At 43.9% G+C, this 13,988-nt stretch carries 10 protein-coding genes; 9 read left to right on the top strand and 1 reads right to left on the bottom strand.

The window, feature by feature from the left end:
• From ACKPQ5_RS10525 to ACKPQ5_RS10495, 7 genes are all read left to right on the top strand, one after another.
• Nucleotides 1–2,424 (top strand): cadherin domain-containing protein (locus ACKPQ5_RS10525; RefSeq protein ID WP_407679067.1); only part of this gene is annotated, 2,424 nt, incomplete at its 5' end.
• A gap of 241 nt (nucleotides 2,425–2,665) precedes the next feature.
• Complete coding sequence (locus ACKPQ5_RS10520) at nucleotides 2,666–3,859, top strand: hypothetical protein (protein WP_407679066.1); 1,194 nt, start codon at nucleotides 2,666–2,668, stop codon at nucleotides 3,857–3,859.
• A complete protein-coding gene (locus ACKPQ5_RS10515; RefSeq protein WP_407679065.1) occupies nucleotides 3,859–4,737 on the top strand; it encodes a hypothetical protein in 879 nt (292 codons plus the stop codon). The genes ACKPQ5_RS10520 and ACKPQ5_RS10515 overlap by 1 nt, the downstream gene beginning before the upstream one ends.
• 21 nt (nucleotides 4,738–4,758) lie before the next feature.
• Complete coding sequence (locus ACKPQ5_RS10510) at nucleotides 4,759–6,192, top strand: hypothetical protein (protein ID WP_407679064.1); 1,434 nt, start codon at nucleotides 4,759–4,761, stop codon at nucleotides 6,190–6,192.
• A 41-nt stretch (nucleotides 6,193–6,233) separates the two neighbouring features.
• Nucleotides 6,234–6,638, top strand: a complete 405-nt coding sequence (locus ACKPQ5_RS10505) for a DUF1425 domain-containing protein (protein WP_407679063.1) — start codon at nucleotides 6,234–6,236, stop codon at nucleotides 6,636–6,638.
• 29 nt (nucleotides 6,639–6,667) lie between these two features.
• Nucleotides 6,668–7,240, top strand: a complete 573-nt coding sequence (locus ACKPQ5_RS10500) for a hypothetical protein (RefSeq protein WP_407679062.1) — start codon at nucleotides 6,668–6,670, stop codon at nucleotides 7,238–7,240.
• A 372-nt stretch (nucleotides 7,241–7,612) separates the two neighbouring features.
• The gene (locus tag ACKPQ5_RS10495; RefSeq protein WP_407679061.1) at nucleotides 7,613–7,882 is read left to right on the top strand and encodes a hypothetical protein; all 270 of its coding nucleotides are present in this window, start codon (nucleotides 7,613–7,615) and stop codon (nucleotides 7,880–7,882) included.
• Between the two features lie 72 nt (nucleotides 7,883–7,954).
• Here ACKPQ5_RS10495 and ACKPQ5_RS10490 read toward each other — a convergent pair whose 3' ends face one another.
• On the bottom strand, nucleotides 7,955–10,264 hold the full coding sequence (locus ACKPQ5_RS10490) for a tetratricopeptide repeat protein (RefSeq protein ID WP_407679060.1): 2,310 nt from the start codon (nucleotides 10,262–10,264) through the stop codon (nucleotides 7,955–7,957).
• A gap of 98 nt (nucleotides 10,265–10,362) precedes the next feature.
• Here ACKPQ5_RS10490 and ACKPQ5_RS10485 point away from each other — a divergent pair, with 98 nt between their 5' ends.
• Both ACKPQ5_RS10485 and ACKPQ5_RS10480 read left to right on the top strand, forming a co-directional pair.
• Nucleotides 10,363–11,190, top strand: coding sequence for a GYF domain-containing protein (locus ACKPQ5_RS10485; RefSeq protein WP_407679059.1), 828 nt, complete (start codon nucleotides 10,363–10,365; stop codon nucleotides 11,188–11,190).
• A 258-nt stretch (nucleotides 11,191–11,448) separates the two neighbouring features.
• Complete coding sequence (locus ACKPQ5_RS10480) at nucleotides 11,449–13,983, top strand: DUF1549 domain-containing protein (protein ID WP_407679058.1); 2,535 nt, start codon at nucleotides 11,449–11,451, stop codon at nucleotides 13,981–13,983.
• Nucleotides 13,984–13,988: the final 5 nt, after the last annotated feature.

Genomic DNA, 13,988 nt, shown 5'->3' with positions numbered 1-13,988 from the left:
GTCGATACCGATGGGGACGGACTGGCGGACAAAGCGGAAATTTATTATGAGACTAATTCCACGGTGCAAGACACCGATGGGGACGGCTACCTCGACGGCGAGGAGGTCGCCTTTGGCAGTAATCCCAAGGATGCCAATTCCCTGGGTAACCGGGCACCCACCGATCTTAATGCCACCACGGTTCTAAGCATTTTGGAAAACCAACCCGTCGGTACCTTCATCACTGAATTTAATGCCACCGATTCCGATGCCAACAACACCCTCACCTACTCTCTTGCCGATGGTAATGGATCGGGCGGTAATCCATTCTTTACTCTCGATCCAAACGGTACCCTCGTTTCTGCAGTCATATTTGATTTTGAAAATAATGCTTCCAGCTATTCAATTCGGGTACGGGTAAGTGACCAGCATGGTTATAAAATGGAAGGCAATTTTTCAATCAGTCTGCTCGACCTCAATGAAGCACCAGCTGACTTGAACACAACCGCTCCCCTTCAGGTTGCCGAAAACCAACCGGTAGGCACCGTGGTTGGACAGTTAACAGCGCACGATCCGGATTTCGACTCCACCACAAAATTTGAAAAGATAGACTTACCTCCACCAACAGCGGGCAGCTCTTCTCGTATTTCTGAAACGATTGATATTGGTAATTCATCTGCGAAAATTAAACTTTGGTGGGATCCACTTACTGCACGAGATCGATTTCAAATTTATGTGGGGGGTAAAAGAATATTTGATACTGGTGAATATCGCTCAGATGTAGGCGGACGTAGAACCGAAGTTGTAAACGGGGAAACGAGAACAGGAGATTACTTTGAAGTCGACTTTGGTCCAGGCAAGATATCTGTGACCGAGGCAAATGATAATCGTGGGAATGGCGATTTCCTTGACTACCACGATGCTCAACCCACTTCTGACTACCCCTTCACTGATACTCCCGACGGCAATAGTTCAATCGTTGAATTTGTAATTAATGACGAGGGTCCAGAGGGTATCTCAAAAAGTAGTGGTTCAATCTGGTATCGTTGGCTCGAGATTGAAAAACGAGTACAAGAAGAACCTTCAACCACCTTAACATTTTCTTTGGTAGATGGTTCCAATGACAATCATTTCTTCAGCGTGGATACAAACGGAACCCTTCGCACCGCCTCCACTCTAGACTTTGAAGCCAATTCCACCCTGACCATACAGGCAAAGGTACGCGACCAGCAAGACGCATGGATCAAGCAGAATTTCACGGTACAAATCCTCAATGTATTGGAAGACCTTGATGGTGACGGAATCGAGGATGCTTATGATACTGATGATGACGGAGACGGCTACTCCGATGCCGAGGAGATTGCCTACGGTTCCGATCCAAGGGATGCGAATTCGGTGGCGGATACCCTCCCAACGGGACTCACTTTAAGTAGTCTGAAAATCATGGAAAACCAGCCAATCGGTACAGTCGTCGGGCAGTTCACTGTGATCGACCCTGACCTCAATGACTCTCACATAGTCAAGTTTAACGATATCAACGAAAACATTTCCCATAATCACCTATTTACCATCGATGCCAACAATACACTCCGCACTGCGGTAGTCTTTGATTATGAGAATAATTCATCCACCCTATACCTACGAGTCAAAGCCAAGCAGAACAAAGTTGGCGTGTTTTGGGAATTCTTCACCCTTTCCCTGGTTAACGACACCGTTGATGACCTCTCGCCTCCCTCCGAGAATAATCAAACCAGTACGCCCATCATTGACCATAATACCACTGGCGACCACAATGCCACCCAACCCCCTTTGATTGATCAGAATTCCACTCTGCACAGTAAAGGATACCTTGCAATTGTGCGGACCCTGGATTCTAGAAATGAACAAAATGGTACTTCAAGGTTGTACGGAAAAATCCTCACGGACGGAGGATCAATCATAAGCGAAAAAGGATTCCTCGTTTCGACTAACCTTCAATTTTTGAATTCTGAACGGATTTCAGGAATAGATCATAATCAAACCGATCCATTCTTTGCAGATTATCAAACAACTCAGAATGGCCAGACCTTTTACTATCGTGCCTATGTGCGTAATAATGTGGGCGAGTCCTTGGGGGGAATTAAAAAGATATCCCCTTCTACTCCACGGTCTTGGTGGAATGAATTGCCCGAAATCGCCGGCGGTTGGCGAACATCTACCTGGTTTGGTTCCTTCCGCCCCTACCCTGGCGGTTGGTTATACCATGTGGATCTGGGTTGGCTTTTTTCGCATGCAGGAGAAAGCAGGGACCTCTGGCTATGGAATGAACAACTGGGTTGGCATTGGACAGCACAGGGCGTTTACCCACATCTCTTCCTGCACTCCTCCGCAAATTGGCTCTATTTCATAACCAAGAAGGACGGAAGACCCTATTTTTACGATTACGATACCGGTAAATTGAAGTAGGCAAGTTAGATGATTTGCTTTTTTTAAAAGCTCAAGAATAATTCTCATCAAGATTCGGCGACAAGATTAGATAATGGAATCAATTTCCTCTCAATAAAACTTCTACACTATCGTATGGTGTTTAAAGATTTTGAGTTATTTACTGAATTCATATAGTCTGAATAGCTATTAATTCGAAATAAAAGTTTACATTTGAGCCATATCTGATCAAATTATGCTTTTTCCATCTATCCTACAACCAATGATTCACTACAAAATTCAATCCCTGTGCTTTTTATTCCTGGCATGTGCATGTTGTTTGGGAAACCCCTCCAATCTTGTAGCGCAAGCAACCATTAACAAAAGCCAGCAAGTCGGAAAATCTATTTCGAGCGTGGCAAAGCCAACCTCTGCAGCCATTTATGTTTTAAATCGACTGGGTAATCAATACAGCAATCAGGCAGATTCTTTTTCCGATCTGCTTACCGCAGAAATTTCTGATTTTGGCTTTCAAATTATTTCACCGGAAATGATCACCCGTGGACTTTCTCAATTGCAAGGCCAGTCCAAGCAGGCAGGTTTACTAAGCTCATTATCTAATAATAGTATTAAGGAACTATCTTCCATACTGGGTGCCGATTGCTTTGTAATTGGCACTTTAAATGACTTGCAGGAAAGTAGCGTTGAACTCCCAACATTAAATCGAAAGGTGACCACTTACCAGCTGCGGGCGAGTTACCGAATTCACTCAGTTTCAAATGGGGGTTCTTTTTTAGGGAAGAGCTTTCGGTTGGAGAAAAAATTTCCTATCACACGAAATGTCAGTGTTAAGCTAGCGAAGGATTCTATCCTTTCCGATTTAATCGACGACGCCGTTTCAGAAATTTCAAAACATATCTTCCAATCGGACCTGCTCGCAGCCCGGTCAGTGAGCCAATTCAAAAATGCAAGCCAGAAGGAAATCAATAATCCGATCGCAGCACAAAACTTGGGTAGCGAGGGAGTAAAGGTAATGATCGAGGCCAAGCTTCAGGGAATGAAAATGCCCCAGTTTATTAAAAATGAAAGAGGTGATTTAATTTTATCGGGAAATGAATTCGATATTATTTCCACTAGTGCCGAGGTTGAAATTGACGGACTCGTACTGGGGAATTCATCCGCGACACAGAGCTTATCAATCCCCAAGGGAATTCATCGCCTTAAGATTAGACATGCTGGGCATACCTCGGAGGAAAGGTTGATCAATGCACATGAGGGTATGAAGATTTCTATTTCAATCCAACCCAGCCCGGAGGAGTATGAAAGATGGCGTACTCAATTACTTTTCCTTGAAAACGCCAAGGCGGGAGCGGTCCTCACAGAGAACGAACAAAAAATTGCCGAGGGTATGATGGAATATTTAAAAAATTCTAAATTCGAAGTCCCCGAAATTAATCTTAATAAATCTCTTTTCTAATGAAAATTCTTTCCCTTTGCTTACTCGTTCTTGTTCCTCAATTCTTTCTTTTTGCTCAGAAGGAACCAATCGTTCTGCGGAAAATTGAAGCAACTCCCGCGGTTCAAAAACTCGCCCCTCCTTCACTCGATGCCTATCTTCAGGCACTCCCTGTCCATTTTGTAACTTATTTGAATCAAACCGGGAAGTATGCCGTTGTCGAACTCGACAGTATTGTCAGTGAATCAAATTTGGATGCAGAATTAAGTTATTCCGATATTTTTGAAGCGGTTGAAAAAAAGATGATTCGTAAACCAAAATACATCCTGAATTGCCGGGTGACTGCCTTTGTTGAAAAGCAGACCAAAATGACCAACCCGCTTGATGATTCCACCCGATTAAACCGCGATATTTTCGTATCCGCCAGTATGCAACTCATTAACCGCGACCGTCCGGAAGACCAAAAAACATTTGAGGTGCCGGAATACAATGGTCAATGGGATGAGGATTTATTTGGCGAACAGACTGGCGGAGATTTGAACCGGATGAAAAAAGTGGAACAGTTTGCCAAGGATTCAGCACGGCAAATGGCGGAAAGTTTTGCGGCCAATTTTGAACAAAAAATTTATGTTTATCAAAAAGTCGGGAATCAATGCACCATTTTGTCAGGCTATCAAAACGGGATTGAAAAGGGACAGCTCTATGATGTCGGTATCGCAAAAAAAATCATCCATCCCATTACCAAAAAAGTGATGTCCGGTACGACCTTTACCAAGATCGGACAGATCGAGGTGGTCGATGTACAAGCCGATGTGGCCACCTGTAAAATTATTGAGGATCTTGGAATCGATACTAATGTCGAACCAGAAAATCTTCCTCTTGCCAGACTTGCTGACTAAATCACTTTCTTTTTTCCTAAAATGTACAAGAAATCAATCTTTCGCCTACTCATCCTTCAATCAGTCCTCTTTTTCTGCTCCTGTGCATCGTACCAGCAAAGCACCCAGGAATTCCGTAATTCCTGGGATATAGGAGACGAGGGATCCGCCCTCGTGCACCTCGAGAAAGCAGGTGAGTCAATCAAGGCCGGTCACGATGAGGAATTACTCTGGAATTTGGAAATGGCCTCTGTAGCCCGTGCCAACCGAATGAATGAACTTTCGGATATACATATTGGAAATGCCAAGTCGATTGCCGACGAGAAATTTATTGGCGGTGCGATTAAAGCAAAAAATAAAGGGCTCGGGGAATATGTTGGTCATTTTTACGACCGGAACATGCTTGAGATTTATCGGGCCCTTCGAGCATTAGAAAGGGGTGACAATACAGCTACCCAATCCGCTTTCACCGAGTTGAAGTTCAAAAGACAGGAGGCCAAGGAGATTAGCCGGAAGATGGTCATGGAAGCGGAACAGGACGCAATCGAGAAGAAAGACCTGAAATACAAAAACTTTATGGAATCTGATACCGTTCAAATTGGCAATCTGGTGGATGAGGAATTAAGTAAAACCTATCAGGACTTTTACAATCCGATGGGCGATTACATTCGCCTCGTTCTCAACAACCGCGGTGGCGAGCAATTCGATTTTGGCACGACCAAGAAGAACCTAACCGATGTGCTTGGCTCGGGTAAAAGTTTTCTCCGGGATGAGAAAAAAGCGGGTCCGGGAGCGGAATCCACCACTTATGTTCTAATGGAAAGCGGGAGTGCTCCCTACCGGGTGGAGGAAAAATTCCGTCTCCCCCTCTTCCTCTTTTATAACGGTCCGCCACCGGGTGGAGTGCTGTATGTTCCCTTTGCCCTACCCCGCTTGCAATACCGAAATGATTATGATGAAAGTGCATCCATATTATTAGGTTCCGAGTCCACGCAAATGGAAACCTTGGTCGATATGGACGCGGTCGTCAGTGCCGAGTTCAAGGCCAAGCTTCCGGGACAAATTGCCAAGGCTCTGATCCAAACCACTCTTGCGGTGGCATCACAAGTCGCCATTGAAGCGGCCACCAAAGATCAACAGCAGGACAGTGCTGCGGTAATGATTTTTTCAGCGATCGCCAAGGTGGTTGCCGCAGAAGCATTGACTCAGGCGGATGAAAGATCATGGTACACCCTTCCCAAACAGGTCCTCGTGCAGAAAATTAAGACTCCGAAAAACGGTTCCTTTTCTGTGCAGACGGGAGCTGGAGCAAAAATTGATCTTCAGGTCAATCCGCAAAGCCTGACCAATTTTGTCTACCTCAAATCCATACGACGTGGAAATCCAATTAAGGAGATCAGTAATTTCTCATTTGACCAAGGCATTGCCCTGAATAATGTTAATGAAACGAAGCCTCTTGTGTTGGCCCGTAAGTAAGCTAACTTATACATTTTCAACCATTCAAACCACTCAGAACTGTGATAAAACCAATTTCGCTCGCCACTGTACTCCTCGGACTGGTCTCCAGTTGTTCCACCTATAATAAGAGTCCCGTGGCAACCTATGATAATGCCGGATCCGAAGGAACTTCGATCAATCAAATTGTCAACGCCGACAAGAAAACTCGCCCAATCAAGGTTCTCCGCTCGTCCAAGAAACGGGTCGATGGTAAACTGATCGCTCAGGTGGAAATTCAAAACTCATCAACCCATCCTATTCGCTTCAACTACAAATTTGACTGGCTGGATGAAAGTGGCACTTTAGACTCTTCCTCCTCTTCCTGGAACCGTTCGAGCTTGAACGGTAATCAAATCATCTCGATAAAAGATGTTGACCCCCGAGGGAATGCCTCTGACTTCCGGGTCCTTTTTAAAGGAATCTAATTCTTAAAAATCCTCCACCAATTTAATTTATGAAAAATTCCTTCCTTCTTTTTGCTATTCCCACTGCCATCGCCTTGTTTTTTTCCTCCTGCCAGAGTGGCAAAACCATACGGGTGGACTCATCCCAAGTAACTGAATATCGTGACCTTACCGTCCGTGACCTCGACGAATTCTCAAGCAAGATGTTTGTTAAATTAATGCAGTCCCCACTCGCAAAAACCGCAAGTGGACAACCACCCCGTATCGCGATTGGACCGATGACGGCACAGGTTGCTGTAGAATTCCCGGAGGCTCTGCGGATTAATGGTTTGAAAAATGTGATTACTCAATCCGGTTTGGCCCGTATTGCAGGTTCGAGTTCAAATGCGAGCCTTAATGAATTTATCCGGTTTGCCAAGGCACAGCAGGGAAGAGCCCAGGCAAATCAACCCGACTATGTACTGACTCAAAAGATTTTCGAAAATCGAGAATATCAAAATAAGGTTATTTTTAAAACTTACACCTACATTCTTGAACTGGTCGACTTGAGAAGCGGTTCGAGCAGTATGGGGGATGTAATTGTTTCTGAAACCGAGAATATTATTAAACAAGTTCGCAAGTAATCGATTTCTCTTCTCTCCACCACACAATAAGGAGAAGGTAAATACCACTTCGATTTGGGGTACAGGTCCCCACATACAAAATGACAATCGGTAATCCGATATCATTCGATTACCTATGGATAGTTCCGATTATTTCCCGACAATACATTAAAATAAATTGTTGGTAACCTTTGAGCGGTAAGACTTGTAGTGAAGATGTAACACAAATCGATAAACTACATAAATCTGAAATTACTTGATATGAAAATTGCTTTTCTAGCCTTTTCTTCCGTTTCTGTAAAGATAGGTACCGCCCTTCCCCGCCATCTCAAAAAATTTCCAAATAACACAAACTACCATTTGACTTTATAATATACTCGATTAGCTTAAGTTATGGATTCGATTAAGTCGTGGATTGCACAAGGTAAACTTTCCGCATTGATTGAGAAGACAAATCAAACAGGACAACCTGTCCTAATCTTTACAGACCAAGGAAGTTCAATTCTTGTGGGCGAGGCGGAATGGAGGGAAATGCAGGAAAAAATAAGGAAGCACGACTACCTCAAGTCAGTCGATAAAAACCCAATCCAATTTGAAGCCAAAGATCCTCATCAAATGGAATGGCAACAGACAAGAGATGATGGTTATTTTTCAGACGTCTAACTAACTACAGAGAACTTACTAATTCAAATACCTGAATTGAACTCAAATAGAATAGTAACTTCTACTTCAAAACTAGGGACTGATTGACTGTTCGATTTGACGAAGGAAGTTTATTGCCTGTGGATTTCTTGGGGTTAATTCAACCATTCGGCGGGCATAGGGTAAAGCTTCTTTCCATCTTTGCTTTTGAGCAAGCAATTGTAGCAGGTTTTGCACAAATTGAGGATTATTGGGCTCCAGTTCGATGGCCCGCAGAAAAGCGGTAACTGCAGGGTCAACTTTTTCCTGCTGCCAATAGGCAATAGCAAGGTTGTGAAAGATCCGGGGATTATCGAGTGCATAACCGGCGGCTTTTTCAAGGGTACGGGTGGCTTCGGGCAGTCGGGAACGATCCTCGGCTAAAAGTAGACCGAGTGAATAATAAACCTGTCCCCATGTAGGCTGATAGCGAATGGCTTCGCGAAGAAGTTTTTCAGCTTCTCGGTTTCGTCCACGCTTACTGAGCAAAGTAGCTAAGTTCATTCGGGCGGGCACATAGGTACTTTCACGCTTAATTGCAGAACGGTAATGTTCCTCGGCGAGAATCGGGTCATTTTGATTCTCGGCTAAAATACCAAGTGACAAGTGAGATTCTGGACGGTCAAGATTGTACTCAAACCGTTTCTTTAATTCCTGAAAGACCACGCGGAAAAGTTTGTAATCGCTCTCTTCAAATAGAGTTTGTGGAGAGCGCGAAAGAATGCGGGCCGCTTCGGTTCGCACCGATACAATAGGGTCGTGAAGCATGCGCACAAGCGAGGCATGGCTTTGCTCAGGTGGTAAGTCTTCCAGTTTGGACACAGCGGCAACACGGAGGACTGATTGGTTCGAGTCCAGGTTGCGACGGGCTTCGTCAAAGGAGGCATCACTCAGAAAACGGCGCAGGGCAAGCATTGCACCCGCACGGCTAAAAGCGGGAGACTCGGGATCCTGACAGGCTGCCAAAAGGAGTTTTTCGGCTTCCGGCTTGCCTGTTCTTAATGCATGAAAAGCTTCAGGGTGACGAACTTCTTTCGGTCGGTCCGTTCCCTTAAACCGTTCGACTGCATCCGTAGCCCATTGGGCATCTTGGTCGGTGTGACATCGGTTGCAGGCATTGGGCGAGCCATGCTTGACGGAAAGATCCGGCCGTGGGATGCGGATACTGTGATCTCGGCGCGCATCAATTCCCATGTAGGTCTTTTCCGGCATATGACATTCCACACACTGGGCTCCCTGTGTTCCAGATTGGTGAAAATGGTGGGCAGATGTGTCAAAACCGGTAGGATTTTTTTCATTCGGCACATGACAACGCGTGCACAATTGATTCGTGTAAGTATGGAGTTTTACGGTGTGCGGATCATGGCAATCCACACATTTGACCCCCTGGTGAAACATTTTACTCTGAATATAAGATCCGTATACATAAACTTCATCATCAATTTGTCCGTCCACATGATAGGTAGGGACACTCATATCGGGAGACCAGGGCTGTGTCACTTCAGGTAGGAAGTGATCAAGAAACTTACTGCCGGCATGGTGCCCCGGGTGTACAAAGCCACGCCGGGCATGGCACTTAGCACAGGATTCAATTTGCGCGACATTTGAACTGTTTATGTCTGCAAAGCCAAAATGTTCAAGTTCCCCCCACCCTTTTCCTTCTTTGGCAAACTCAACATGATCTCGGCCCGGCCCGTGGCAGGATTCACAGGCCACATTCATTTCGGAATAAGCGGTAGAGAAGGTTTGTTTAGCATCGTCAAATTCCTTGCGCAGGTTGGTGGAATGACAATCCGCGCACATATGATCCCAGTTTTGCATGGAACGGGTCCAAAAGAGTGGATCATCGTGAGCAATCTTTTCATCGGGATACAAATGATACCATTCTTTTTTATCAACATCCCAACAGGTTGGTAAAACCTGCATTCGACCGTCCGGAAACTTGACTAAAAACTGCTGAAGCGGCTCCCAACCAAAGGTGTAGGCAATCTCAAAAGTTTCCATATCCCCGTCCTGATTGTTGGTTTCCACCATGTACTTTTCATCCTCCATGAAAAACTTGGTGGTGACGCCGTAATTTACGAATTCTGTATTATTAAAATCCGCACGGACTGTTTCGGGCCCCGGTAATTCCATCGCATGGTAATGGTGTGATTCCTCCCACTTGGCATGGGCCTCGGCATGACATTCAGCGCAGGACTCAGATCCCACATACTCATCCAGTCGATAATCTCCCAATTTATTTCCGTCGGTTCGTTTCGAACTATTCGATTCTTCAGAACCACAGGAATAAAAAAACAAGCTAAGAATGCAGTAAATTAAAAAACTGCTAAGAAACATGCTTTTCGGGGATAATTTCGCCATAAGATTTAATCATTACTATGCACAGGATTTAGAATCTGGCAATTCCAAGCGGGCAAACCTTACTTGACCAAAACTTAGATCTTTCCTAAGAGAATTAAATGGGCTTATATCTCAACAGTAATCAACAACAAATAGGACCCTACGAAATTGCACAAGTCAACCAGATGCTTGTGGCTCAACAAATTGGAATAGAAACACTAGCCTGGCAAGAAGGCATGCCTAATTGGGAACCCATTTCATCTCCTACATTTGCGGCCATTGGAATCCAAATACCACAGCAGCAAAAGACAACTAGCCCAGCACAGAATCCGGGAGCACAAACCAAAATTCCCCAACCCGGTAATCAAACCAGTAACATTCGAAGCGGAGGAGGTAGTTTTACAATTGGTTCTGCAATTGGTGAAGCATTCTCTTTTTTCAAAGCAAATCCAATTGGCTCCATCTCTTGGTTGGTCTTATCCAGCGTTCTAAGTTCTACTGGAATCGGAGCCCTTCTTGCTCCTCTGCTAGCAGTGAATTTCTTTACCTGTGCAAAGAGATTTCAGCAAAATGGAACAAAAATGGCCATAGGAGATCTTTTTGACTTTTCAAATGCGATTGAAAAAATGTTTGGCCCCCTCGTACTAGGATTCATAATCGGAATCGGTTTTGTATTTTTTATTATCCCCGGGATTATATTATCGATGTGGTGGACTTTTTCTCCCTGTGTACTGGCTGACCGTCCAGAATTATCTTTTATCGAAGCCATCCAAGAATCAAGATTGGTTGCCAAGGGAAATTGGTTAAAACTAATCATCCTCTTTATTGCAATCGGCTTTCTTCAAATTCTGGGAGTAATTTGCCTTGGCGTTGGATTGCTTGTTACCATACCCGTTGGCCATATCGCACTATACTTCGCCTACGACCAATGTAAAAATTCCCAGTAAAATAAACGAAATCAATAATGTTTTTTGTCCAAAACCACAGACTCATGGCAGAGATAAATTAAATGCTTTTACTCTTAATAGTTCACACTCAGGTTTACGCAGTATCATTTTTTGCACCCTTCCACTTTATTTTCGGAAAATCTGTTCTTTAATGACCTTCGACTACTATCTGTTACAGTTTCCAGAGCAACTCAATCAAGAATTAATCCTCGTTTTAGCTTGCAGAAAATTTCCTCAGACATCAAATTATAGAATATTATGAAATTGGTTCTTTTTATACCCTTTATATTTGTTTTTTCAATCGGTCATTCGCTTTTTGCAATGAACCGTGATTTCCACTCATTAAATGGACAGAAAATAAACGGAACGGTAATCAAATACTTCGAAGATGGGGATGTTTTACTTGAAAGATCCAAGGACTTACAACTTTTTCGAATCAGTTTGGATATTTTCACCGAAAACGATCAAGCTTTTGTCAAAAACAACTTTCCTCCCAATCATGATGCCTTACCCTCTTTCAATCGTCCTCTCGCGGAACGAGACTTAGCAATCAACGCACAATTTATTGATAAAATTATCGAGGCGAAATTACGCTCTTACAACCAACGTCCCGGGAAAGAAATATCCAACGAAACTTTTCTACGCCGAGCCTATCTTAAAATTATCGGACGAATTCCCACACTTGAAGAGGCTCAGGAGTTTCTGGCTAAAAGAGATCGTAAAGCAAGGGGGCAACTGATCGACAAGTTACTCGCATCGGAAGGGTACAATAAAAATTGGTATGTTTATTGGGCAGATATTTTGCGTGCAAAAACAAGAGTAGGAAATCAGGGTTCTGACGGTTATCCGTTCGTACGGTATCTTAAGGATTCAATTGCTGCCAACAAACCCTACAATGTTTGGGTTGAAGAAATGCTCTCCTCTAAGGGTCCCATGTGGGAAAGAGGGAATGGTTCTGTTGGATACTTTTACCGAGACCAAGGAATGGGATTAGATAACATGGCCAATACCGTCCGCGTCTTCCTAGGAACGAGTCTGGAATGTGCGCAATGCCACGATCATCCTTTTGATCGTTGGACTCAAAAACAATTCTATGAAATGGCCGCATTTACTCATGGGACTGGCAGTGTGAATCGCAGAAGTGATCAACTGAATGATCTTAATAAATTGGTTCGTGCCGAAATGAAAGAAAATGAGGAGGAAAGAAATCAAATAAACAGAGCTTTTGATTATGTGAAGGATATACTAAGCCCTGGGTTGGATGATTTAGGCAAAGGAGAAATCAAACTGCCCAATGATTATCAGTACGATAATGCAAAACCCGGCGAAAAACTAGAAGCGAAAACCATTTTTGGATTGGTTGTGGAATTGGATGAAAATCTTGAAGAAAAAGGATCACGTGCTTCGTATGCCAGTTGGCTTGCATCTCCTGATAATCCTCGATTTTCAACTGTTATTGCAAACAGGTTGTGGAAAACAGCTTTCGGGATCGGACTTATTGAGCCTGTCGACAACATGTACGATGATACTCTGCCCACCCATCCTAAGTTAATGCTCCATCTCGAAAAACTGATGGTCGCACTCGACTATGACATGAAAGAATTCCTTCGAATTATTTATAATACCAAATCATTCCAAAGAGAGGCACCGGCAAGGGAAATTACTTCCAAAGATTCCAAGGATGAAACGATGCCACCTGAAGTGAAGTGGGTAATCGCGGGGCCCAACCCGGACTTTCCAAAACGGGGAGCAGCACCCTACTTTTATCAAGGCCCTATTCTAACAAGGATGTCAGGGGAACAGATATGGGACTCATTGGTCACCTTGAATTTCCCGGACTTGGATACAAGAATTAACTCAAGAACACCAGAAGACGGTTTTGATCGATTTGTTCGATTCTCTCAAATGAGTGCTGAGGATATTTTCGAAGAGGTAATGGAAAGATACAACTCCAAGAAAGCCAACCGAAATATGGATATGGCGGCAAAACCATCCGCACCCATAAACAAAAAGTGTCCGATCAAGACAACCCGGGATGCAAATCCAAGTATTACCGCCAAGAATGAAAAGGGTGAGACAGTGGCATTCTGCTGTAATGGCTGTAAAAATAAGTTTTTAGCCGCACTTCCCCCAGCTGTAAAACAAACACAGATGGCTGCCATGAAACCTACTCAGTTGAATGAGATGTGCCCTATCAAGCCAGACCGTAGAGCAGACCCCTCGATTACCGCAAAAAATGCAAAAGGTGAAACCGTGGCATTTTGCTGCAATGGTTGTAAGAATAAATTTGCTGCTGCCCCCCCCGCCATGGATTCCAATATGGCGAAAAGTATGATGAATGGTATGGACAAGACTTCCTCCGCATCCATGGATAGCAGTTCATACAAACGATCCGGCACACCCACTAGAGACGCAAATTCCCTACGGGCATCCGAAGTAGGCGACCCAGCACCTCGTGGGCACATTATTATTCAATTTGGTGGTTCACGAAGAGACCAAATCCAAGTTTCTCATAAGGAAGCAGCTGTCAATCAGGTACTGGCAATGATCAACGGTTATGTTGAGAAATACTTGGTGAGCAATAAAAAATCGCACACTCTACTCAAAATCTCAGAAGGTCCAACGATGGAAGAAAAAGTAAATCTTGCATTTCTTGCCATCTTACAGAGGAAACCGAATACAACTGAGTTACGTGACTTTAAAGACATGATTAACAAATTGGATGCAGAGGACTTTCACAAAGATGTGGTGTGGGCACTCTTGAACAGCCATGAATTCATGTTTGTTCAATAACAATA

It is taken from the genome of Candidatus Seribacter sulfatis, assembly GCF_964187635.1.
GTDB lineage: Bacteria > Verrucomicrobiota > Verrucomicrobiia > Opitutales > Seribacteraceae > Seribacter > Seribacter sulfatis.
This window is presented reverse-complemented; position numbering and strand designations above follow the sequence as displayed.

Coding starts and splice junctions, on each gene's coding strand:
- ACKPQ5_RS10490 (WP_407679060.1), bottom strand. CDS start 10,264: ATGGCGAAATTATCCCCGAAAAGCATGTTTCTTAGCAGTTTTTTAATT.
- ACKPQ5_RS10485 (WP_407679059.1), top strand. CDS start 10,363: ATGGGCTTATATCTCAACAGTAATCAACAACAAATAGGACCCTACGAA.
- ACKPQ5_RS10480 (WP_407679058.1), top strand. CDS start 11,449: ATGAAATTGGTTCTTTTTATACCCTTTATATTTGTTTTTTCAATCGGT.
- ACKPQ5_RS10520 (WP_407679066.1), top strand. CDS start 2,666: ATGATTCACTACAAAATTCAATCCCTGTGCTTTTTATTCCTGGCATGT.
- ACKPQ5_RS10515 (WP_407679065.1), top strand. CDS start 3,859: ATGAAAATTCTTTCCCTTTGCTTACTCGTTCTTGTTCCTCAATTCTTT.
- ACKPQ5_RS10500 (WP_407679062.1), top strand. CDS start 6,668: ATGAAAAATTCCTTCCTTCTTTTTGCTATTCCCACTGCCATCGCCTTG.
- ACKPQ5_RS10510 (WP_407679064.1), top strand. CDS start 4,759: ATGTACAAGAAATCAATCTTTCGCCTACTCATCCTTCAATCAGTCCTC.
- ACKPQ5_RS10495 (WP_407679061.1), top strand. CDS start 7,613: ATGGATTCGATTAAGTCGTGGATTGCACAAGGTAAACTTTCCGCATTG.